The 22,533-nt window shown below is 64.8% G+C and carries 21 protein-coding genes; 11 read left to right on the forward strand and 10 right to left on the reverse strand.

Annotated elements, in window-relative coordinates:
- Window positions 1–9: 9 nt before the first annotated feature.
- The 6 genes from ADT71_RS25520 to ADT71_RS25545 all read left to right on the forward strand — a co-directional run bounded on the left by ADT71_RS25520 (window position 10) and on the right by ADT71_RS25545 (window position 5,946).
- On the forward strand, window positions 10–1,743 hold the full coding sequence (locus tag ADT71_RS25520; protein ID WP_231636189.1) for a class I adenylate-forming enzyme family protein: 1,734 nt from the start codon (window positions 10–12) through the stop codon (window positions 1,741–1,743).
- 22 nt (window positions 1,744–1,765) lie between these two features.
- Complete coding sequence (locus tag ADT71_RS25525) at window positions 1,766–2,188, forward strand: nuclear transport factor 2 family protein (protein ID WP_054441722.1); 423 nt, start codon at window positions 1,766–1,768, stop codon at window positions 2,186–2,188.
- Window positions 2,189–2,319: 131 nt separating this feature from the next.
- Complete coding sequence (locus ADT71_RS25530) at window positions 2,320–2,721, forward strand: MarR family winged helix-turn-helix transcriptional regulator (RefSeq protein WP_231636190.1); 402 nt, start codon at window positions 2,320–2,322, stop codon at window positions 2,719–2,721.
- A gap of 141 nt (window positions 2,722–2,862) precedes the next feature.
- On the forward strand, window positions 2,863–3,600 hold the full coding sequence (locus tag ADT71_RS25535; RefSeq protein WP_054441461.1) for an SDR family oxidoreductase: 738 nt from the start codon (window positions 2,863–2,865) through the stop codon (window positions 3,598–3,600).
- 47 nt (window positions 3,601–3,647) lie between these two features.
- On the forward strand, window positions 3,648–5,132 hold the full coding sequence (locus ADT71_RS25540; RefSeq protein WP_054441724.1) for an aldehyde dehydrogenase family protein: 1,485 nt from the start codon (window positions 3,648–3,650) through the stop codon (window positions 5,130–5,132).
- A 73-nt stretch (window positions 5,133–5,205) separates the two neighbouring features.
- The gene (locus ADT71_RS25545; RefSeq protein ID WP_231636192.1) at window positions 5,206–5,946 is read left to right on the forward strand and encodes a TetR/AcrR family transcriptional regulator; all 741 of its coding nucleotides are present in this window, start codon (window positions 5,206–5,208) and stop codon (window positions 5,944–5,946) included.
- A gap of 96 nt (window positions 5,947–6,042) precedes the next feature.
- Here ADT71_RS25545 and ADT71_RS25550 read toward each other — a convergent pair whose 3' ends face one another.
- Complete coding sequence (locus tag ADT71_RS25550; protein ID WP_054441464.1) at window positions 6,043–6,879, reverse strand: enoyl-CoA hydratase/isomerase family protein; 837 nt, start codon at window positions 6,877–6,879, stop codon at window positions 6,043–6,045.
- Between the two features lie 27 nt (window positions 6,880–6,906).
- The gene (locus ADT71_RS25555) at window positions 6,907–9,114 is read right to left on the reverse strand and encodes an acyl-CoA dehydrogenase family protein (protein ID WP_054441466.1); all 2,208 of its coding nucleotides are present in this window, start codon (window positions 9,112–9,114) and stop codon (window positions 6,907–6,909) included.
- 239 nt (window positions 9,115–9,353) lie between these two features.
- On the opposite strand from ADT71_RS25555, the gene ADT71_RS34505 reads away from it, so the two are divergent.
- Complete coding sequence (locus tag ADT71_RS34505) at window positions 9,354–9,740, forward strand: hypothetical protein (protein WP_231636193.1); 387 nt, start codon at window positions 9,354–9,356, stop codon at window positions 9,738–9,740.
- Window positions 9,737–10,687 (forward strand): amidohydrolase family protein, encoded by a 951-nt coding sequence (locus ADT71_RS25560; protein ID WP_231636194.1) that lies wholly within the window; start codon window positions 9,737–9,739, stop codon window positions 10,685–10,687. Before ADT71_RS34505 ends, ADT71_RS25560 begins: the two co-directional genes overlap by 4 nt.
- Window positions 10,688–10,786: 99 nt before the next feature.
- Here the strand turns inward: ADT71_RS25560 and ADT71_RS25565 are convergent, their stop codons facing one another.
- Window positions 10,787–11,590, reverse strand: coding sequence for a helix-turn-helix domain-containing protein (locus ADT71_RS25565; RefSeq protein ID WP_054441468.1), 804 nt, complete (start codon window positions 11,588–11,590; stop codon window positions 10,787–10,789).
- A 421-nt stretch (window positions 11,591–12,011) separates the two neighbouring features.
- Between ADT71_RS25565 and ADT71_RS25570 the strand changes: the two genes are divergently transcribed.
- Entirely contained in the window at window positions 12,012–12,854 is an 843-nt protein-coding gene (locus tag ADT71_RS25570) for an enoyl-CoA hydratase/isomerase family protein (RefSeq protein WP_231636195.1), read from the forward strand.
- Here the strand turns inward: ADT71_RS25570 and ADT71_RS25575 are convergent.
- The 5 genes from ADT71_RS25575 to ADT71_RS25595 are packed head-to-tail and all read right to left on the reverse strand — an operon-like array spanning window position 12,777 to window position 18,517.
- The gene (locus tag ADT71_RS25575) at window positions 12,777–14,207 is read right to left on the reverse strand and encodes an amidohydrolase family protein (RefSeq protein WP_054441471.1); all 1,431 of its coding nucleotides are present in this window, start codon (window positions 14,205–14,207) and stop codon (window positions 12,777–12,779) included. The two genes, ADT71_RS25570 and ADT71_RS25575, sit on opposite strands and share 78 nt — an antisense overlap.
- Window positions 14,201–15,400 carry a CoA transferase gene (locus ADT71_RS25580; protein WP_054441473.1) on the reverse strand — a complete coding sequence of 400 codons (1,200 nt, stop codon included), beginning with the start codon at window positions 15,398–15,400 and terminating at the stop codon, window positions 14,201–14,203. Before ADT71_RS25580 ends, ADT71_RS25575 begins: the two co-directional genes overlap by 7 nt.
- Window positions 15,390–16,904 (reverse strand): class I adenylate-forming enzyme family protein, encoded by a 1,515-nt coding sequence (locus ADT71_RS25585; RefSeq protein WP_054441475.1) that lies wholly within the window; start codon window positions 16,902–16,904, stop codon window positions 15,390–15,392. Before ADT71_RS25585 ends, ADT71_RS25580 begins: the two co-directional genes overlap by 11 nt.
- A 44-nt stretch (window positions 16,905–16,948) precedes the next feature.
- Window positions 16,949–17,239 (reverse strand): hypothetical protein, encoded by a 291-nt coding sequence (locus ADT71_RS25590; RefSeq protein ID WP_054441477.1) that lies wholly within the window; start codon window positions 17,237–17,239, stop codon window positions 16,949–16,951.
- A 48-nt stretch (window positions 17,240–17,287) separates the two neighbouring features.
- Entirely contained in the window at window positions 17,288–18,517 is a 1,230-nt protein-coding gene (locus ADT71_RS25595) for a CaiB/BaiF CoA-transferase family protein (RefSeq protein WP_132468737.1), read from the reverse strand.
- Window positions 18,518–18,873: 356 nt separating this feature from the next.
- Between ADT71_RS25595 and ADT71_RS25600 the strand changes: the two genes are divergently transcribed.
- Complete coding sequence (locus ADT71_RS25600; RefSeq protein WP_054441479.1) at window positions 18,874–19,191, forward strand: hypothetical protein; 318 nt, start codon at window positions 18,874–18,876, stop codon at window positions 19,189–19,191.
- A 113-nt stretch (window positions 19,192–19,304) separates the two neighbouring features.
- On the opposite strand, the gene ADT71_RS25605 is transcribed toward ADT71_RS25600, so the two are convergent.
- Together ADT71_RS25605 and ADT71_RS25610 are read right to left on the reverse strand one after the other, a co-directional pair.
- Window positions 19,305–19,793, reverse strand: a complete 489-nt coding sequence (locus tag ADT71_RS25605; protein ID WP_054441481.1) for a MarR family winged helix-turn-helix transcriptional regulator — start codon at window positions 19,791–19,793, stop codon at window positions 19,305–19,307.
- Window positions 19,794–19,816: 23 nt separating this feature from the next.
- Complete coding sequence (locus ADT71_RS25610; RefSeq protein ID WP_054441483.1) at window positions 19,817–21,070, reverse strand: acetyl-CoA C-acetyltransferase; 1,254 nt, start codon at window positions 21,068–21,070, stop codon at window positions 19,817–19,819.
- Between the two features lie 280 nt (window positions 21,071–21,350).
- Here ADT71_RS25610 and ADT71_RS25615 point away from each other — a divergent pair, with 280 nt between their 5' ends.
- Window positions 21,351–22,505 carry an MFS transporter gene (locus ADT71_RS25615; RefSeq protein WP_255351695.1) on the forward strand — a complete coding sequence of 385 codons (1,155 nt, stop codon included), beginning with the start codon at window positions 21,351–21,353 and terminating at the stop codon, window positions 22,503–22,505.
- The last annotated feature ends 28 nt before the right edge of the window (window positions 22,506–22,533 follow it).

A 22,533-nucleotide genomic window follows, 5' to 3' on the forward strand; every position in this document is an offset into this window, starting at 1 on the left:
GGGGGCACGATGCGCCTTTCCGCAGGATACGACGAGGACGGCATGGTCGAGGTCACGGAAGGCTTGTCCATCGCGCGCGGGATCGCGCTCGAGGACGAACAGGGCATCGGCCCGCTCACGCTCGGGGGTTTCGTTCGCGAAGTGACCGCACGCCATGGTCCGGCGGAAGCGGCGGTCATCCATCTGGAAGACCGGGTGGAACGCTGGACTTACGACGATCTCTGGGCACGATCGATGGAAGTGGCCCGCGCGCTCATGGCTTGCGGCGTCGGCAAGGGAACGCGCGTCGGCGTACTGGCAACGAACCGGCTGGAATTCCTTTCAGGCGTGTTCGGTACGGCCCTTGCGGGCGGTGTCGCCATGACGGTGAGCACGTTCTTCACCCCGGCCGAACTCGAAACCGTGCTGCAGATGGGCGGATGCTCGGTGCTGCTGCTCGAACGCCGCGTCCTCAAGAAGGACTTCGCGCAAATCCTCGTCGATCTCGAACCGCAGATCGGCTCGGCCGCGCCCGGCGAAGTGGCTTCGACAAGGTTCCCGTTCCTGCGTCATCTCGCGGTGATCGACAGCGATGAGGGGCTCGGTGCGATCGAGGGCTGGAGCACGTTCCTTGCCCGCGGCGATGCAATCGATCCCGCGCTTGTCGATGCGGCTGCCGCCTCCGTTCAGCCCAGCGATCCCGGAGTGCTGTTCTTCTCGTCCGGGTCCACCGGCAAGGCCAAAGGCATCCTTTCCGCCCATCGCGGGGTCTGCCTGCAGCTTTGGCGCTGGCCGCAGTGGTACGCCGTTACCGAGCCGCCGCGCACATGGTCGGCCAACGGCTTCTTCTGGTCTGGCAATTTCTCGATGGCGCTCGGCGGAACGCTCGGATCGGGTGGGTCGCTGGTGCTCCAGCGCTGGTTCGATGCGGCGGAAGCGTTGACCCTGATGGAAGCGGAACGGGCCACGATGATGCTCGCCTGGCCGCATCAGTGGGCCCAGCTCATCGCCGCGCCGAACTACGAGAGCGTCGATCTTTCGGCGATGCACTACATCGACGCTGCTACACCTTGCGCGCAGCACCCCACGATCAACACCCGGTGGCGCGAGCCGGCGCAGGCTTTCGGCAATACCGAGACGTTCACCCTGATCTCCGTCTTCCCTTCGGGTACACCGGAAGACGTGGCGGGCAAGTCCCATGGACTGCCGACTGCGGGCTCCACGATCAAGGTCGTCGATCCGCTCACAGGGGTGACGATGCCGCTTGGCGAGCGCGGCGAGATCGCCGTGAAGGGCCCCACGCTGATGCTGGGCTATCTCGGCGTGCCGCTCGACGAGACGCTTGACGGCGAAGGCTTCCTGCGCACGGCCGACGGCGGCTACATCGATGCGCAGGGCCGCCTGTTCTGGGAAGGCCGCCTCAACGACATCATCAAGACCGGGGGCGCCAACGTCTCCCCGCTGGAGATCGACGAGGTTATCCGCGCCCATCCGCAAGTGAAGGTGTCGCAGACGGTCGGCGTGCCGGACGAACTGCTGGGCGAGCTTGTCGTCACCTGCATCGTTCCGGTGGAAGGGACCAACCCCGAAGGTGCCTCGATCCGCGATTTCGCGAAGGAAAAGCTCGCCAGCTACAAGGTGCCGCGCCGCATCCTGTTCGTTGCCGAGAGCGATCTCAAGACAACCGGCAGCGCGAAAATCAAGACGGCCGACTTGCGCAAGCTCGCCGCCGAACGACTTGAGGCCGAAGGCGCGCTGGGCTGAACCGGAGAAAGACGCGATGGCAATGCAGGCACCCGATTTCGCCGACTGGCTGGCAATCTGCAATCTCAAGGCCTTGTACTGCCGCCTGCTCGACACCAAGGACTGGGACGGCTGGGCAAGCCTTTTCACAGAGGACTGCGTAATCGACACGAGGCCGGCCGGCGGCACCGTCGAGGAAGGGCGGGACCGTTTCGTGAGTATGGTGCGCCACTCGCTATCCGATGCAAAGACGGCACACCAGATTCACTCGCCCGAAATCACGATCGACGGTGATATCGCGCAAGTCGTCTGGGCCATGCAGGACCGTGTCATCAAGGGCGACTTTGCCCTGACGGGCTATGGCCATTATCACGAGACCTGCGTGCGAACCCCGGACGGCTGGAAGATTGCCCGGCAAACGCTTTCGCGTCTTATCGTGGACATGGCCGCGTCGCCGGGGGTGTAGCGGCAGGATGTAGCGCCGGGGCGGTCGATTGCAGGCCTGCATGAATTCGCTCGCCAATACTAAGCACGCCTACTAGTTTGCTGCCGATGGAACGCAGGATCGGCACCGTCCTTTCGCAAGTGGCGCGCTTGATGCGCCGTTCTTTCGATGAGCGGGCGAGGGCGATAGGAGTCACCCGTCCGCAGTGGCAGGTGCTCAGCGTGTTGCACCGCATGGAAGGCATCAACCAGGGCGGCCTTGCCGAAATTCTCGAAGTCGAACCGATCACGGCCGGGCGCATGATCGATCGCATGCAGGATGGCGGCCTGGTGGAACGCCGGGCGGATCCGGCGGACCGGCGGGCCTGGCGGCTCTATCTCACTGCGCGCGGCTGCGAACTGCTGGAACAGCTCCAGCCGTTGGCGGAGGAAACCGCCGATCTGGCGCTGGAGGGACTGCCCGAAGGGGACAAGGAGCGTATGCTCGAAATGCTGGAAAAGATGCGCTTGAACCTGACGCGCAACCGCGCGTCGGACGCCTCCGGCCAAGGGTGAACCGGGCAGCGCGAAGGCATCGCCGGGACGCTCCCGTCGAACCATCGTGGCCGCGATAGGCGGCGGCTTGCGCAAGGGTTAGTGTTCAGGAAATCGTGCCGGCAAGGACCGGCACTCGAAAGCCGTAATCTGGGAGGATGCGTGGGTAAGACGATCGTGATCACTGGCGCCGGTGCGGGGCTTGGCCGCGCATTGGCAAGGCGTTTCGCCGGTGAAGGGGAAACCGTGATCCTGCTGGGCCGCACGCTGTCCAAGGTGAAGGAACTGGCGGAGGAGATCGGGGGCACTGCCATGGCGGTGGAATGCGATGTCGCCTCCGCCGATTCCGTGCGCAAGGCTTTTGCCGCCATTGCCGAAAAGCACCCCCGGATCGATGTGCTGATCAACAATGCCGCGATCTATGAACCGTTCACGGTGGCCGAGGCGACCGACGCCCAGATCGACGGTATCATCGCCACCAATCTCAACGGCCCGATCTATTGCTGCCGCGCGGCTATTCCGATGCTGGAGAAGGGCGGCCAGATCATCAACGTGGGCAGCGAATCCATCGCCGTGCCGTTCGTGATGCTCTCGCTTTACCAGTGCACGAAGGCGGCGCTCGAACGCTTTACCGAGGCCCTGGTCGAGGAACTGGAACCCGCCGGCATCCGCGTGACCACCGTGCGCGCCGGGCCGATGTACGAGGCCGGCAAGACCGCGCCCGGATGGAACCCCGATGCGGCCATGCGCTTCCACCAGGGATGCGCGGCCAACGGCATCGACCTGCGCGCCCGCCCGATCTCGAATACCGAGAACGTGACCGGCGTGTTCCGCTCGGTGATCGACCTGCCGGCCGACGTGCGCGTGACCCACGTGTCGGTCGGAGCGAGACACCCATGAACGACGCCCAGCTTCTGCAAGACCCTATTTCCGCCAAGGATCAGACGATGACCATTCTTCCCGAAGCCAAGCTCTTTATCGACGGCCAACTGCGCGGCGCCAGCAATGGCGGGACGTTCGACGTCGTCAGCCCATGGACCGGTGAACCGGTGGGCAAGGCGGCCGACGCCACGGCCGACGACGTGAATGCCGCGATCGCCGCCGCGCGCCGCGCCTTCGACGAGAGCGACTGGTCGACCAACATCGAGAAGCGCGTGGCGCTGGTGAAGAAGTACCGCGACCTGTTCGAGGCTGCTCGTCCGCGTCTTGCCGAACTGGCGATCAACGAAGCCGGCGCGGCGCAGGGTGCGGTCAGCCGCGCCCATGTCGGCATGGCGATGGACGGCTGGGACGATTACATGGCCGTGTTCGACAATCTCGAATGGGAAAAGGACTACGGCGAGAAGTCCGCCTTCGGCATGGTTCACAAGCGCGTCGGCGTGCGTGAAGCGATCGGCGTGGTCGGCGCGATCACGCCCTGGAACGTTCCGCTCTATGTCAACATCGGCAAGATGGTGGCCGCGCTGCTGGCGGGCTGCACGGTGATCCTCAAGCCCGCGCCGGACACGCCGGGCATGGGCGCGATCTTCGGGGAACTCGCGAAGGAAGCCGGCTTCCCCGATGGTGTCATCAACGTGGTGTTCGGCGCCGATCCGGCGCTGGCGGGTGAAATGCTCGTCACCGATCCGCGCGTCGACCTGATCTCGTTCACCGGCTCCACCGGCGTCGGCAAGCGCATCATGGAGCAGGGCGCGCCCACGCTGAAGCGCGTGTTCCTCGAACTGGGCGGCAAGTCGGCCAAGATCGTGCTGGACGATGCTCCGAACTTCGCGATGGAAGTGGGCATGGCGATGCTGGTGTTCCATGCCGGGCAGGGATGCGCCGTGCAGTCGCGCCTGCTGGTTCCGCGCAGCCGCTACGAAGAGGCCAAGGCGATCCTCAAGGGAGCCTACGGCAACTTCGGCGACAACTGGGGCGATATCGCCAATCCGGCGCACATCATGGGCCCTGTCATCTCCCGCCGCCAGATGGAGCGCGTGAAGAGCTATATCGATCTCGGCCAGGAGGAAGGCGCAACCTTGCTCGCAGGAGGCAATATTCGCCAGGACAAGGGCGGCGGCTACTTTGTGGAGCCCACTTGCTTCGTCGACGTCACCAATGACATGCGCATCGCCCAGGAAGAGATCTTCGGTCCGGTGCTTGTGGTGATCCCCTATGAGGACGACGATGACGCGGTGCGCATTGCCAACCAGAGCTCCTATGGCCTATCCGGCGGTGTAAGCTCGGGCGATCTCAATCGGGCGATCGGTATCGCCAAGCGCGTGCGCACGGGCTCGATGAGCATCAACAACGGCATGTGCATTGCCGGCGATATTCCCTTCGGCGGCTACAAGGCCAGCGGAATGGGTCGCGAATGGGGTGTCGAAGGCATTGAGGAGTTCACCGACGTCAAGATCCTCGCCTGGCCGGTCGGCCAGGTCCAGACGGCCTGACGTCGCGAAACCCGGTGTCATAGGCCCGGCTTCGGTGGGACCTCTTTTGGAAGAGTCCGGACCGGAGCCGGCAGTGCCGGTTTCGGAAGGCGGGCAGGAGCAGGGCATCATCGCCCTGCCGCCCCGGCTCGCCGCCGCGGTGACCGATGCCAGTGCGGCGGTCAGCCACAATCTTCACGGTCAGAAGCTCGGCCGGAAAGGCCGGATCACGCGCGAACGCATTCTCGCAGCGACGATAGAACTGGTCGAGAACTCCGATGAGCCGGTCACGCTGGGTGCGGTGGCGCGCGCGGTGGGGCTCGGCATGACCTCGCTCTACAACTACTTTACGGACCTGACCGAACTGCTGCTGGCAGTGCTCGAACCGGTGATGGGGACGGCGCAGGAAGACTACTTCGCGTTGGTGCGGCCGTATTGGGCAGACGACGAACTGGGACCGGCGTCCATGACGTTCGTGCGGTCCTACCACGATTTCTGGTCGCGCCACACGGGGCTGCTCCACTTGCGCAACTCGATGGCGGACCAGTTCGACATCCGCATCATGCACCAGCGCGTCAATTCGACGCGGCCGCTGATCGGGCTGATGGTGGCGCAGATGGACCCTCGCGGCGTGCTGGGAGATACTGCGGTTCTGATGGCGACCACGCTGATGACGGGTATCGAACGTTCGATCACGCTGGCCACGGACAGAAGACTCCACCGCGTGCTCGGCACCTTGCCGGGGAGGCGGGAAGAGAGCCTGCTCGAAATCAATGCGCGGCTCATCGAACTGGCGATCCGCGATACGCGGGAGAGGGCGAGGGCCGAAGGCTGAGAAGCAGGCTGTTTTCGCGATTTACGGTTGCGAATGCAGGCAGGGCGGGAGATCGCTCTCCCGCCCTGCCTGCATTCTCCGGATCAGGGCTGGAGTTCAGCCCTTGCCGCTGCTGCCGGCACCCTTGCCGCCAACGCCCTTGAGATACCGCTCCATCCCGCGGATGTAGTCCGGGTTGAGCATGAGAGCACTGTTGGCCATGCGTTCGACATGGCGGGCAGAATCGCGCCCCACTTCGGCGCAAAGCTCGATCGCGACTTTCGCCGCGCCCATCTGTTCCGGGTTCTGTTTGGCAAGATGGCGGCAGAAGTCCATGACGTCGTCCTCGAACGTCTCGTCCTCATAGACCTGATGCACGAGGCCCATGGTCAGGGCCATGTCCGCCGGGGCGGGCTTGTTCGCCATGATGAGCCAGCGCGCCCAATGCGGCCCGCAGATGCGTGTCAGGCGCGAGACCCCGCCGGACGCCGGAAGTACGCCGAACAGGCCTTCGGGGAAGGCATAGGCGGCTCTTTTCGCGGCGAGGCGGAAGTCGCACGAGAGGCTCATCTCCAGTCCGCCGCCGACGCACATGGCATGATGCGCGACAACGAAGGGCTTTTCGATATGCTCGATCTCATCCCACAACTGCTGCATGTTGTTGAGATTGAGCCGGTGGTTCTCGCGAATGCCGCGCGCGCTGCCGCCGGTGGAGACGGGTGAGACGATGTTCTGGTTGCCGCCGCGCAGGTCCGCGCCGGAACTGAAATACCGGCCTGCCGAGCGGATCAGCATCACCTTGAGTTCGGGCGTCTCGCGAAAGTGCAGGACCGCCTCGGTGAGGAGATCCATCATCTGCCGGCTTATGGCGTTGAGCTTGTCGGGCCGGTTGAGCGTGGCGATCAGGATTCCGTCCTGTTCCTCGGTCAGAAGGTGCGGTGCTTCTTCGGTCATCGTATGTCCTTCGATTCCGCGCCTTAGTTACGCGAGCGCGGCAGGCCGAGGCCTTTTTTCCGCGATCATGGAACGGTGCACCTGGCTGGTGCCGCCGTAAATGGTCGTCCCGTGCGCGTGGCGATAGGCGAGGTTGAGCGCGTTGGCGGCCCCCTTGCGCTTGGACAGCGAATAGGGCGCCGTCAGGTCGAGCAGGTCGCGCGAGTCGGTGATGAACAGTTCGGACGAGAACATCTTCGCCATCGGGCCATAAGCGCCGTTGCCCTTGCCGTGCACCTGCGTCCAGTTCGCGCGGTAGGCGATCAGTTCCGAGGCCAGCACATTCGCGTAAGTGCGTGCCAGCCTGCTCTGCGCCTTGGCGGTCTCGATCAGCTTGCCGCCGCCGGCCACGGGAATTTCCTTGCAGAGTTCGACAGCGTTTTCGAGCATCGCCCGTTGCACCTTGGCGAAACCGCCGCCGTGTTCGAGTTCGAGGCTGGCCGCCATGGTCCGGCCGCCGGCATTGATGCCGCCCAGGCGCCAGGTGTCGGGAATGCGGACGTTGTCGTAGAAGGTGATGTTGGTACGTTCGTCCATGAAGGTGTGGACACCCTGAACGGTGACACCCTCGGCCTTCAGCGGCACGATGAACATCGTCAGGCCCTTGTGCTTGGGCGCATCGGGATCGGTGCGGCACAGCATCAGGACATAGTCGGTGAGGTTGGCGCCGCTGGTCCACATCTTGGTGCCGTCGATCCGCCAGGAACCGTCGTCAAGCTGGGTCGCCTTGCACTGCGCGGCGAACACGTCCGATCCGCAGCCGGGCTCCGAATAGCCGAGCGAGCAGATCGCCTCGCCGGCCATGACCTTGGTCAGCACGTCGCGCTTCAGTTCGTCGGTACCGAAGCGGTACATGATGAGCGCCACCATCTGCGCGACATTGGCGACCGGATTGTTCCAATGCTCTTCCTCGAAGGCATCGCGCGCAGCAGTAACCGCATAAGGGCTGAGGCCGCGCCCGCCGATATCCTTGGGCAGTTGCAGGTAGGCGAGGTTGGCCTCCACCAACTGCTTGTGGATGACGGGATTGTGGCCTTCCCATGAGAAGTGGAACTTCTCGCGCTGGTCATCGGTGACGTTCTTGGCGAAGAATTCGCGGATTTCCTGCTGGATTGCGCGGGCATCCTCGCCCAGGTCGAATTCGACCGGCACATCGCCCACGTCGGGCAGGCTGGCCGCTTCGCCTGCGTAGAGACGGCGCCCGGCTTCGGCCAGCCATTCCTCGGGGTCGCCCGCAACGAGCGGCCAGGCCTTGGCGCGCAAGTTGTAGAGGTGGACGTCGTGTTCGGTGGTGAGGCCGATGCCGCCGAAGGTCTGTACGGCATGGCGCACGGTGCGTCCGGCCGCGCCTGCCGCATACCATGCGGCCAGCGATATCTGCGCGCCGGCTGCGGCTTCGCCGTCGGCGATCGAGCGCATGGCCTTCCACGCCAGGAACTTGGCGGAATCGATCTCGCAGATGAGATCGGCCATCGGGTGAGACAGCGCCTGGAAGGTGCCGATGAACACGCCGAACGCCTTGCGTTCTCCCGCATATTCCGCAGCCATCGTCAGCGCGGCGCGGCTGAGGCCTGACAGTGCCAGCGCCATCAGCAGTTTCCATTCCTCAAGGCCGGCGGCGAAGAGCGCCAGGGCGTCCTCGCCGCTGCCCAGCACCGCTGCGGGCAGAGCCGAAAGGTCGAGTTCGGCGATCGCCGTGGAAGCGAGACTGGGTTCGGCGATCCGTGCTTCGTCTGGCACGGTGACGAGAACGACGTCGTTCCCCTTGCGGGCGACCACCGCGCCGGCAACGAGACCACCCGCAACCCACTGTATGGGGAACTGCGCGATATCCTGCATGGCGATGGTCACGACCGTTTCGCCGCCGACTGCGCTTGCAAGCAAGTCATCCTGGCCGCCCAGCAGGCCGAGCAGGCGGGTTGCCACCAGGGCTTCCGCGAGCGGGCCGGAGGCGAGCGTGCGACCGGCTTCCTCCATCAGCAGGCCGGCATCGAACAGGCCAAGGCCCATGCCGTCCGCTTCTTCGGGAACGCGCATGGCGAACGCGCCGAGTTCGGCGAGGCCGGCCCACATCGCGGCGTCGAAGCCGTGCGTTTCCTGTGCCTTGCGCACATGGGCGGCGCTGGAGTTCTCGTCGAGGAAGCGCGCGAAGGTTTCGCGCATCATGCCCTGTTCGTCGGTGAGGTCGAAGTTCATTTCAGGCTTTCCCCGGGGCTTTTCGTTTTTGGTGTTTCCCGGTCCTCATCATACCTCGCGGCTGCATTCAATCGGTGCGGCTACGCAATCGCACGCGCGATAGCTGGCGGCCTCATCCGGACGCGCTGCGATCACGCTGGCCGGTGGGAAGGGGGAAGCATACGCTCCATGCTCAAGGCGCCGTGAAGATGCGCCCGCCGGAACCGATCCGGTCCGGCAATCAGGACGGGAGTGCTGAAATGCAGATGAACGACATGGTGCTGATCAGCGTTGACGATCACATCAGCGAGCCGCCGGACATGTTTCGCAACCACCTGTCGGGTGCTGCGCTGGAAAGCGCTCCGAAGCTGGTCCAGGATGAGAATGGCAAGGATCTCTGGGTCTATCAGGGGCAGAAATTCCCGTCCGTGGGGCTCAATGCCGTGGTCGGCCGCCCGTTCGAGGAATACGGCATGGAGCCGACCTCGCTCGATCAGCTGCGCGCCGGTTGCTATGACGTGCATGAGCGCGTGAAGGACATGGACGTCAACGGCGTTGCCGCATCGCTCAATTTCGGCAGCGTGTTCGACTTTGCCGGCGGCGCCTTCACCGGGTGGCGGACCGCGATCTCGCCAGGGTGCACATGAGCGCCTACAACGATTGGCATATCGACGAGTGGTGCGGCGCCTATCCGGGGCGTTTCATCCCCTGTGCGATCCTGCCGACATGGGACATGGATGCGACCCTGGCCGAAATGAAGCGGGTGTCCGACAAGGGCTGCCATACCGTCTCGATCAGCGAAAACCCGACCTGCCAGGGCTTGCCGAGCATCCACAATGCCTATTGGGATCCGTTCTACAAGGCGATCAACGATCTCGACATGACGATCTGCCTCCATATCGGCGGCGGAAATCCGGCACCGCATGCCTCGATGGAAACGCCGATCGAGGCGTGGATTTCCACCATGCCGATGTCGATCGCCTACGCCGCGTCCGACTGGCTCCAGCTTGAGGCGCTGCACGAATATCCGGACTTGCGAATTGCCCTTTCGGAGGGCTCGATCGGCTGGGTGCCCTATTTCACCGAACGGGCGGATTTCTCGAACTGGCGGCACAAGGCCTGGACCAATTCCCGGTTCCAGAAGATGAAGCCGAGCGAGATGTTCCGGCGTCACTTCCTGAACTGCTTTATCGACGATGCATTCGGTCTCCAGAACATCCGCTTCATCGGCGAGGACAATATCGCCTACGAATGCGATTATCCGCATTCCGATACGCTTTGGCCGGAAGTGCCGGAAAACCTGTGGCCCTCGATCAACCACCTGACCGAGACGCAGATCGACAAGATCACGCATGGAAACGCCATGCGCTGGTTCCGTTTCGATCCCTTCGAACACTTCACGCGTGAGGAACTGACCGTGGGCGCGCTGCGCGAAAAGGCGAAGGCGGCCGGTGTCGATACCCGTCCTAAGTCTTCCGCGGGCGAGCGTCCTGTCGATGCGGACGAGACCCGCCCCGTCACCTCGGGCGACATCATGAAGATGTTCACGCGCCACGAGGATACGGGCCGCAGTGCAAGGATGCAGAAGGCCTGAAGCCCGCAGGGCAGGCATTGCAATCGGCATGAGAAAAAGGCCCCGCAAGCGAACTTGCGGGGCCTTCGGTTCTGATGGTGCGACCCGATCAGGCGCGCATCATGCGGCGTGCGGAAGCTGTTCCGGTTCGGCGGCGACAGCGGGATCGGGCAGGCAGTGGCGCATGGCATCGCTCAGCGATTGCAGCAGGGCCTCCGGGTTCACTCTGTCGTCCTTGCCGTAGATCAGGCTGATGACCAGCGGGTGCCCTTCGGGTTGACGCGGGACCAGCCCGGAAAGGGCTTCCGCGCCGCTGCCGAAGCCGGCAACGCCGAACAGGTAGCGCGGATCGCGGCAGGCATCGATGCGGGCCATCATGTCGGAGAACTGGAACTTGGACTGTTCGTCCGCTTCGGCGTTGAGGCGGCGCACCATGCCTTCGCAGCGCTGGCGGGTGATCGTCGAAAGCATGAGCATGCCGGCGGCGTTGCGGGCCAGCGGTTCCTTGAGGCCGCCCGCCAGTTCGCGGGTTGCGGCAAGTGCGCGCGGACCATGGCGCCAGTTGACGATCTGGGCGTCAAGGCCGACCATCGAGGTGAGGGCGACCGAGAGGCCGGTCTGTGCCACCAGTCGGTCCATCAGGCGAACGATGCGGCCGTCACGTACGAGTTCGGGCTGTCCCGAAGTGCCGATCAGCGCGGCGCGGGGCGTGAGGCTGTAAGCGCGCGAATAGGGGTCCTTGTGAAGAAGTCCCAGTTCGACAAGGCTAGAAAGCAATTCGGAAGTGCTCGATTGCGGGCGGTTGTAGCGCCGCACGATATCCATGACGGTAGCTTCGCGGTGGGCATCGTCGAAATATTCGAGCACTTCGATGACGCGGCGGGCGATCTTCGCCTTGTTCGATGACGTCGTCTTTCCAGGCATGAGGTCTCTCCTCCCTCAGGTGTGGTTGCTGTGAACTCACTTCTCTCCGCGAGTCGGTCTCTATAAAACTGAGCCTGACTCGTTTTTTGCTAAGCTTGGTTATCATCAAGCTGGTGATGCTTCAATAGGCTTCGCACACGCGATGGAGGATCACTCGCACGGGAAATGCGGGAACCTTGGAAATCTGCGCATTTTTGGACGAAACCCTGCGTTCAGGCGTAATTTTTGTGCGGCGGGCTGGCCATAGCCCGCGCGGGTCCATGCATGACCGAAGCCCAACGAGCCGTGGAAATTCTGAATTTCTCGCATGATGTCTCAAGATATATCCATTCCAATCAGTGATTTGCCTATGATCGGGGAGGTGCGGGACCGTCCGTTCGTCTTTGTCGATCTTGGGTCGGAAACGGATGATGTTTCAGACGTGAGACTCCCGCCCGTGCCGGTGATCGGCATCGGTTCGCGGGACCATGCCCTGGCTGCGCGACTCGACACTTTGATTGAACCGCGTTTCGATGCCGGCGCGATCGCGCGATCGATCGCCGCGCAGCCGCTTGCCGCCCGAATCGTCACGCAGTTGCTGCGCCTTGTGCCGCACTTGCCCGACGAGGATGCGCTGGCGGCCGAATCGCTCGCTTACGCGGCGCTGCAGGGAAGCGACGCGCATCGGCTGTGGGTATCCCGTAGACCCCGCGCCGAAGTTGTTCCTCGCGAAGGCGGGGTGCAACTGTCGCGCGATGACGATGTGCTGACGATCACGCTGGATCGTGCCGAGGCCGGCAATGCCATCGACCGAACGATGCGGGATGCACTTCACGAGGCGTTCGCGCTCGCCAATGCCGATTCCACGATCGCGAAAGTGGTCCTGCGCGCCGTGGGCAAGGCGTTCAGTCTCGGCGCGGAACTTTCGGAATTCGGAACGACCACCGATCCCGCCATGGCTCACGCGATCCGCAGCATGACGCTGCCGGCGCGGGAGGCGGTGCATTGCAGAAATCGGATGGAAGTCCATATCGACGGCGCCTGCGTAGGGGCCGGGCTGGAACTGGCCGCTTTCGCCGCACGCATCGTCGCCACGCGCCGTTCCTGGTTTCAGCTGCCGGAACTGGCGATGGGCATCCTGCCGGGAGCAGGCGGATGCGTTTCCATGAGCCGCCGTATCGGGCGCCAGCGGACTTTGCTGATGGTGCTAAGCGGTCGCCGTCTCAGTGCGCGCGAAGCGCTCGACTGGGGGCTGGTCGACGCGCTGGTGGATGACCCGTCCTGAAGCCACGGTGATCCGCACGTCCTGGCTGTCCAGCCGCTCGCGCGCTTCATGCCAGGGGCGTGCGAGCAGGCAGAGATCGGCCGGTTCGCCAACGGCAATGCGGCGGCGGCGGGAAAGATCCAGCGGATCGGCCAGATAGAGCGCCAGTGCCTGCTCGGCGGTCAGCGCCTCGTCAGGGGTGAAGGGCGTCCCGGAACGGGTGAGGCGGCGCACGGCGGCCTTCATCGCGGCCCATGGATCGACGCTGCCGTAAGGTCCGTCGCTTCCTCCGGCGAGGACAATTCCCGCATCGCGCAGGCTGCGCAGGCGATAGAGGTCCGGGTGGTGCCGCGGCTCGACTTGCGCAAGATAACGATCGCCGCGCTCATGGACGAATTGCGGCTGCACGCAGGCATGAAGCCCGAGGTCCGCCATGCTTGCCGCGAGATCGGGAGAAACGATCGAGGCATGTTCCACACGGTCGCCGCCAAGACTGCCGCTCGCCTCCAGAAGTGCGAGCGTGAAGACGAGTTCCACTTCCGTCACGCAGTGAACGGCGACCGCTCGTCCCTGGGCATGGGCCTGCGAAATCCAGCGGCAGGTTTCGTCGAAATCGGGAAGCGCGGATTCGTGGAGATGAAGCTTGGCTGGTCCCAGCCGCCACCCTTCCTGCGCAGCGCCCGCCAGCGAGAGCGCTCCGGCAAGCACGGTGTTTTGCTTGAGTTTCCCGGCGGCGACCTCTTGGCCGAAATGCCGCGCCATCCCGGGATCGTTGCCGGGAGACATGTCGGTGAGCCCGGTCACGCCGAATGCTGCAAGCCGGGCGCTGATGGCCGCGAAATCGGGCGGGGTGCTTCCCAGGGTATCCTGTAGCCAGCGGTCCTCATCGAACAGCCGGCCGGTAAAGCGGCCATGCTCTCGCTCAAGCCCCGGAGGCGGAGCGGCGCGGTCCAGCAGTTCGGCAAGCGCGGCGCTGTTGAGGAACCACATCCGTCCGGTGCGATGTTGCAGCCGGACGGGACGGTCAGGAACCATCCGGTCAAGCATACGCGCATCCGGAAGAGTGCCGCCGACTATGCTCTCGCAAAAATTGATACCGCGCAGCCAGCCTTGTCCGGGCTGCGAAAGTGCGGCGGAAAGCCCCCCGATATCCGTGATTTCGGGCGGGCCGCAAGGCACCGATGCATCCCGCACCGCCAATGCCGCAAGGTGGATGTGGTGATCGTGGAGGCCCGGCAGCAGTGCGCCGCCATGAGCCTTGATGACAGGTTCGCCGGCGCGCGGCTCCAGCGTTCCGATGGCGGTGACGAGGTGGCCGTCGATCCGCAGGTCGGCGCGGCCTTCGCCTTGGATTTCGGCATCGCGGATCAGCATCGCACCGTCTCGCGCAGGATCCTTGCGGTATCGGCACCGAGGGAATGGACCGGGGCGGTCAAAGGCCTTCGCGGGCATGCCGGAAACGGGCGTCCGATACCGGTTCCCCAGGCGTGGAGTTCGGATTCGAGCATCGCGGGATCGTGCGCCTGTTCTTCCGCAAGGGCCATGGCGACGATCGCGCTCATCGACAGGCCGATGCGACGCGCCTGCCCTTCCTCCAGTGCGCGCATGGCTTCACGCGCGGCAGTCACCCCGGTGAGGGGATCGGCAATGGCATCGCCGACATACCCGATTTCCCCGGTGACTTCGGCCATGGCGCGCGCGAGGCCGCCGGCCACCCCGCAGTCGTTGCCGATGCCGACCCAGTTGGCAGGTTCCCCCCGCGCTCCGTGGCCGGTGACGGAGAGCCAGACCAGCCCCGGCACTTCGCGCACGAGCGCATTCGCATCGATACCGAGTTGCAGGAGCGCGCGCGGCCGGGCGCTTTCGATCACGATATCGGCGCGGCGGATCAGGTCGATCAGCCGGGCCTTTTCGGCGCTGCAGCCAAAATCGACGAGTACGCTTGCCTTGCCCTGGTTGATGAGATCGAAGGTTGCCGGATCGTCGCGCCGGATGAGGTCGGGGCGGGTGCGGCTTTCGACTTTCACCACTTCCATCCCTGCCTGCCAGAGCAGATGTCCGGCGAGCGGCCCGGCCCAGATGGCGGAGAGATCGACCACCAGCGGACGATGCCCGGCAGCGCGGCTGCGGTGCGGCCCGAGTTCGAGAACCTCGATCGGGGCGGAGGCAGGAATCTCGTCCGCGCTGGCGACAGGCAGGCCCAGTAACCGGCCTCGTTCGACAAGATCCGCGCAATCATGCCGCGCCACGTTTGCGGCGATCGCATCGCTGTCCTCTACTGCCAGGTCGGCATTGCCGAACAGCGCGGGCAGCAGTTCACGGTCGATTTCGCGGATCAGGGTGAGCGCGAACCAGCCGCCGTCGCGCGTGGGCAGCAGGCGGCTGCCGCCCAGACCCGCCGATACCTTGCCGGAAATGCGATAGCCGCCGTTGGCGCCCCGTTCGCCAAGCAGCGTAGCGCCGTCGAGACGGGGCAGGCCATGATCGCGGGCAAGCGCCGCCAATTGCCGGTCGGCCCATCGCGCCAGTGGGATCGCGGGGCCTTCGGCTTCGGCGTCAGTCGGCAAGGACTTCCTTCACCTTGCGGCGCAGGAGTTTGCCCATCTCGTTATAGGGAAGCTCGGCGACGAACACGATCTTCTCCGGCACGCGCGAGGATCGCAGGCGGGCCCGGACGAGGTCCTTGATTTCCGCTTCGGCCGGCGCCGTATGACCATCGCGGGTGACGATGGCGACGCCGACAGTCTCGCCCCATTCGATCGAGGGGATCGCGCAGGCGCAGGCATCCGCAACGGCGGGATGCGTCAGCAGCACGTCCTCGATTTCGCCGGGCGACATGTTCTCGCCGCCGCGCACGATCACGTCGTCCGCGCGGCCGGAGAGGAACAGGTAGCCGTCCTCGTCCATGTAGCCGGCGTCGCGGGTGGGGAACCAGCCCTGCGCATCGAGCGCGCTCTTTTCCTTGTATTCGCCCGAAACCTGTTCGCCGCGCACGTAGATCTCGCCCGGTTCGCCGGCGGGAAGAACTTCGCCGCTTTCACCCCGGATCTCGATCTCCACCGTCGGGATCGGCTTGCCGAGCGAGGTCAGCCGGGCGCGAACTTTCGGATCCTGCGAAGCCAGCGCTTCCCGATGGTCGTCCGGGCCGAGCAGGGCGACCGTCGAACTGGTCTCGGTAAGGCCATAGGCATTGGTGAAGCCCGCCGTGGGGAACAGGTCCAGAGCCTTGCGGATGACTTCGATGGGCATCTTGCCACCGCCATAGGCGACTGCGCGCAGGCTGGATACGTCGGATTTTTCCGCGCGCTCCATGGCTTCGATGATGCGCGAGAGCATGGTCGGCACGACGAAGGCATTGGATACGCGTTCGCTGGCGACCAGTTCCAGCCAGCCTTCGGGCGAGAAGGCGGGGAGCATGACGATCGTGCGCAGCGCATAGATCGACGAGAGCAGGGCGGAGATGCCCGCGATATGGTAAGGCGGCACCACGACCAGTGCGGCATCCGCTTCGTCCGCGGAGCCGAACTCGATGGTCCCCAGGATGTAGCCCAGCAGGTTGGAGTGGCGCAGGATCGCCGCCTTGGGCGCCGCAGTCGTACCGCTGGTGAAGAGCTGGATCGCCACGCCGCTTCCCGCTTCGTCGGCGCCGGGATCGTATTCGCGTGCATCGTCGGCAGGAACGGTTTCCTGCGCCTTGAGCGCGAACTCTTCGCGTGACAGCACGATATGCTGCTGGTCGCCGCCGAGACGGGTGATGCGCTCTTCATCGCCGATGACGAGCGCGGGGGAGATGCGGCCGAGCAGGGCGGCGAGGTCGGCGTCGGGCAGGCGGTAGTTGAGGGGGCAATAGGGCACGCCCGCGAGGGCTGCGCCGAACACCGCGATCACCGCCGCTTCGCTGCTTTCGTCGAGCAGGGCGACGTATTCGGCCTCGCTTTGCCGGATCAGTTCGAAGGCGCCCCGGGCCGCGGCGAGCAGGTCGCCATAAGTCCAGCGCTTGCCCTCGCAGACGAGGCCGACGCGGTCGGGCGCGGCTTCTGCCGCCATTTCGAGAAGGAGAGCGATGTTCATCTGGTCGTTCGTGCCTTGAAGCGCTTGCGGGAGGCTGGCCGGGGTCAGTCGGAGGCCGGCAGCGGCTTGGCGTCCTTGACGACCAGGGCCACGCCATCGACCGAGAGCGATCCCTTGCCGGGCTTCACGCAGAGCAGTTCGTACTTGCCGTCACTGTCGACGTAGCGTTTGCCCATCAGGGTGCCGGCGGAGAAATCGGCGGCGAGCGGGGCGGGTTCGGCAGGCTTTGCCTCGCCCATCGGGGCGCCGCCGCATTCGATCGTACCGTCGGCGCAGCGGATCACCATGACCTCGGTGTCGCAGGCGGCGCTTTTCAGACGGGTTCCAGGCTTCATTGTCGCAGTTCCTTGTCTTTGTATGCTTGGAGGCGGGGCGAGGGGCGATCAGGCGATCGCGCCTCTGGCCTTGAGCTCCTCGATCTTGTCCCACTCCACGCCCATTTCCATGAGCACGATTTCGGTATGTTCGGAGGCCTGCGGAGAACGCGTCGTCTCCAGCGCCTCGCCGTTCCACTGCACCGGGCCGCGCACCAGCTTGAGCGGCTCGCCGCCGTCAGCAGCCTCGACTTCGACCAGCAGGTCATTGGCGAGCGCCTGTTCGTCGCCTGCGAGTTCGAGCAGGTTGAGGATCGGCGCCCACTGGCCCTTCAGCGTCTTGAGATGTTCACGCCAGTAGGCGAAGGGCTTGCTGGCGAAAGCTTCGATGAGGATCTCGCTGGCGGCCTTCGAATTCTCGATCAGGCTGAGCACATCCTGGAAGCGGGGGTCATCTGCCGCTTCGGGGCGGCCGATGTGTTCGAAGGTATCGCGGATCAGGCCGGTCGGGCTGACCATGCACAAGTTGATCGTGCGTCCATCGGAGGTCCAGAAGTTGCCCATGAAGGGGTTCTTGGCGCTGCCGCCGGAGCTGGGCATCGAGTTCCGGGTGATGACGCCGGTTTCGACGGCCTGCGCGATGTTGGCGCCCGAGGCCCATGCCGCGGTGCTCATCAGAGAGACGTCCAGTTCCGCAGCTTCGCCCGTCTTTTCCCGGTGGAACAGCGCGGCGGAAATGCCGCCGGCAATGAACATGCCGCCGATGGAGTCGCCAAAGGCAGGCATGCCTTGCGAAAGCGGGCCGGGCAATTCGGGCGGCGTCATGCAGTCGGCGATGCCGCTGCGCGACCAGAAGGCCGTGCCGTCAAAACCGCCCTTTTCGCGTTCGGGGCCCTTGTCGCCCCAGGCGCTGCCGCGGGCGTAGATGATCTTCGGGTTGGCCGCGCGGATGTGCTTGATGTCGAAGCGGTTCTTCTGGCGCACTTGCGGCAGGTAGTTGGTGAGGAACACGTCGCACTGCTTGGCGAGTTCGTAGAGCAGTTCCTGACCTTCCGTGGTGGAAAGGTCGATGCCGACGCTGCGCTTGCCGCGATTGGGGTGTTCGAACAGCGTGTGGCGAAGGGGATCGAGCTGCACGCCGCCCATGTTGAGAAAACCGCGCTGGGTGTCGCCGCGCACCGGATGTTCGATCTTGATGACGTCCGCGCCCCAGTCGGCGAGGATCGCGCCGGCAGCCGGCGTGAAGGTGAACTGCGCTACTTCGAGGACGCGAACCCCCTGCATGACCTTTGTCGACATCTGCTGCCTGTCCCCGTTTTTCTCTTGTGATCTGATCTGTATTTTCGGTCTCGTAAGGCAGGAAACCGCGCCCCGCCGAGGCTGGTTCCGATTTGAGCGCAAAGCCGGAGACTGGCAACCCGCGCGCCATCGTGCCCACGATCATGCCGCGCGCCGCCGCCTCGGTACGCCGGTGCGATGACCCCATGCTGCACTGCGAAGCATGCCTGCACCCCGCATTCCGCGCCGGAGCGATGGTTGCGAAAAATCCTCTGCTGCATGCGCAAAACGCAATTGACTCTTTGTACAGCAACTCCTAACCTAGGTTAGTAAGTTGAGAGGACCTCAACAGAACGACAGAATTCCGGAGATACCTCATGAAGAAGTTCGTTGCCCTTGCCGCTGCTGCCTCGGTTGCCTCTTTCGCCATCGTTCCGGCTGCTTTCGCGGAGACCACCCAATCGGTCCGCGCCGTTACCGAGGAAGCTGCCGCTCCGGTCGACCTGACCGCCGGCAAGATGCTCTATGCCGCCAATGGCTATCGCCTGGCCCCGATCTACCGCGTTGCTGCCGACGGCAATCCGCAGGTGATCCTCAACGGCCGCCTCGTGACCGTTCCGGCTTCGAGCCTCGCCAACGTTGACGGCAAGCTCACGACCTCGCTCTCCAAGAAGGATATTGCTTCGGCGAAGTAAGCTTCGCGAAGCAGGCCTTTCGGGGCTTCAAACAGAAAAAGGGCGGCACCTCGGTGCCGCCCTTTTTCGTATCGTATCCGGGATGAGAGAAAGGGGCGGAAGCGCCCCTGTTGTCATCCCCGGCTGACGTTGTCGTAGATGCGGTTCATATAGTCGCGCAGTTGCTCCACCTCGGCGTCGGAAAAGCCGTGGAACATGCGTTCCTCGCTTTCGTTCGCGATCTCGCCGAGCTGGTCGAGCAAGGGGCGGGCTTCATCGGTGAGGTACACCGCGCGCGCGCGGCGGTCGTCCACGCGGTCCCGGCGTTCCAGCAGTCCTTCGGCGCAGAGCCGGTCGATCAGGCGCCCGGCCGAGGCTTCCGACATCTCCAGGTATTCCGCGATGGTCCGCTGGGTGGAGCCGGGATAGCGCGAAACCACCGCGATCATCGCCCATTGCGAGCGGGTGACGTTCAGCGTCGTCACCTTGCGATCGAAATTGTTGCGCTGGAGGCGGGAGATCACCGTCATGCGCAGCCCCACCTGCCGCCGGGTGCTGATGTCGCGGTCGTTCAGGGCCTCGCCCAGTTTGCCGGTCAACTTTTCTTCCGCCTCGGTTGCCACTCAATGCTCCTTGCCTGACGCTTTCAGACGCGTTCGATGATGATGGCCGGCGCCATGCCGCCGGCCGCACACATGGTGATGAGGCCGTAGCGCCCACCGGTCCGTTCGAGCTCGTCGAGCGCGGTGCCGATGAGGATTGCGCCGGTTCCCGCGATGGGATGGCCGAGCGCGATCGAGCCGCCGTTCGGATTGACCTTCGCACGGTCAAGGTCAAGGTCGCGGATCAGTTTCTCGACGACGACGGCGAAAGCCTCGTTCACTTCCCATACGTCGATCTGGTCCTTGGTGAGACCTGCCTTGGCGAGAACCTTTTTCGCAGCCGGTACCGGGCCGTTGAGCATCAGGGTCGGACAATCGCCGATTTCCGCCATGGCGACGATGCGGGCACGCGGCTTCAGGCCATGCTTTTGCGCATAGTCCTTCGAGGCGAGAAGGATCGCCGAAGCACCGTCGACAACGCCGGAGGAGATGCCGACGTGGTGGATCGGCTTGACCTCGAGGTCGGGATAGACCTGATTTATCAGTTCGACATAGGTCTTGCCGCCGGGTGCCGAGGGCATGTTGTAGAACATCTCGAAGGCGGGCTTGAGCTGGGCAAGGCCTTCGGCCGTCGTGTCGGGGCGGGGGTATTCCTCATGGTCGAGGATGATGTTGCCCTCGTCGTCCTTCACGACGATCGTGGACTTGTCGAAACGGCCTTCCGCGATCGCGGCGGCGGCGCGGCGCTGGCTTTCGACGCCGAAGGCTTCGAGTTCCGCGCGGCTGATGCCTTCCATGGCGGCGATCGCATCGGCCGCGATGCCCTGGTTGGTCTGCGGGTGCTTGGCCTGGAGGCGGGGATTGCCGGCGCCCATGCCGGCGCTGCCGACGCCGGCTTCGCGCATCTTCATGCCGTGTGCGTTGGCGTAGGACAGCATGTCCATCCCGCCTGCCACCATCAGGTCGGACATGCCGGACATGATCATCGCCGAGGCGAGGTTGGTGGCGGTGATGCTGGAGCCGCAGAAGCGGTTGAGCGTGACGCCGCCAGCCCGGAAATCGTATCCGGCGTCGAGCGCGGCCATGCGGCCGATGTCGCCGCCCTGAAGGCCGATCGCTGCCGACACGCCCCAGATCACGTCGTCGACATCGGCGGTATCGAACCCGTTGCGGTCCTTGAGCGCGGCGAGGACCGTGGCGGAAAGATGCTCGGGATGCATCTTCGAAAGGGCGCCCTTGCCCATCTTGCCGATGCCTCGGGGCGTACGCACGGCGTCGATGATATAGGCTTCGGTCACGGTCTCGTCTCCTCGAATTCCCGGTCTCGGCGCGCGCGGCGCCTTTTGCCGGCGGTCATGCTGGTGCCTTCGGGGAATTGCAATTGGAGGTCCGTTTCCTATCGCCTTGGCGATTGCTTTCACGTGAAAGTATATCGCGGCGGCGGGGCCGGGGTCAATCCGCAGGTCTATTGCGCGCGCCTGCTTGACGATCGCCGCAGCCGCGACAAGATCGCAGCAGATGGCAATATGAAAGGGAGGGCATGGAGGGCGACGAGAATTCCGGCGGGCATTCGCACCCTTGCGCGAACCGACGTTCCGGCGGATCTGGACCGCCAGCCTGTTCTCGAATTTCGGGCAGCTGTTCCTCGGCGTCGGCGCGGCGTGGGAGATGACGCGGCTCAGCAATTCGCCGAGCATGGTGGCGCTGGTGCAGTCGGCGATGATGCTGCCGCTGGTGCTGGTGACGCTTCCGGCCGGTGCCATCGCCGACATGTTCGACCGTCGCCGCATCGCCATGACCGGCCTGACCTTCAGTGCCCTCTGCGCCGCGGTGCTGGCGGTGATCGCCTTCCTAGGCCTTGTCACGCCGTGGCTGCTGCTGGCGTTCTGTGCGCTGATAGGCGGAGGAGTGGCGCTCTATTCCCCGTCCTGGCAGGCATCGATCCCCGAACAGGTCTCGCGCCAGCATCTCCCGGCGGCGGTGGCGCTGGGCACGATCAGCTATAACGTCGCGCGCAGTTTCGGACCGGCGCTCGGCGGGCTGATCGTCGTGCTCTACGGGGCGAAGGCCGTGTTCGGCATGACCTCGCTGCTCTACCTGCCGCTGCTCGTCGCCTTCTTCCTGTGGCGGCGAAAGCACGTCCCTTCGCGTCTGCCGCCTGAGCGGATGGACCGGGCCATCGTCGGCGGCGCGCGCTATGCGCTTCATGCCCCCGCGATCCGCACGGCGCTGGTGCGCGTGCTGGTGTTCGGTCTCAGCACCGCGACCGCTTCGGCGCTGGCCCCGCTGATCGCGCGTGACCTGCTGCGCGGCGACGCTTCCACGTTCGGCATCCTGCTCGGCGCGCAAGGCGTTGGGGCGGTGGCGGGCGCGCTGTTCGTCAGCAAGATCCGGGAGACGATCTCCACCGAACTGGCGGTGCGGATATTTGCAGTCGGCACGGGCCTTGCGCTTGTCACCATCGGGTTCAGCAACGAGATCGTGCTGACCTGCGGGGCGTTCCTGATCGTGGGGGCGTGCAACATCCTGACCATCGCCATGCTCAACGTGACCGTGCAGCTTTCCGCACCGCGCTGGGTGACCGCGCGGGCACTTTCGTTGTTTTCCTCCGCGATCACCGCCGGGATCGGGCTTGGCGCCTGGGCCTGGGGGATGGTGGCGGCCGCGCATGACGTGGCCTTCGCCCTGATCGCCTCGGGGATCGCGGTGGGCGCACGGCGCTGCTGGGCCTGATCCTGCCGATCGGCAGGGACCAGGAAGC

The organism is Novosphingobium sp. ST904 (assembly GCF_001298105.1).
Taxonomy (GTDB): domain Bacteria; phylum Pseudomonadota; class Alphaproteobacteria; order Sphingomonadales; family Sphingomonadaceae; genus Novosphingobium.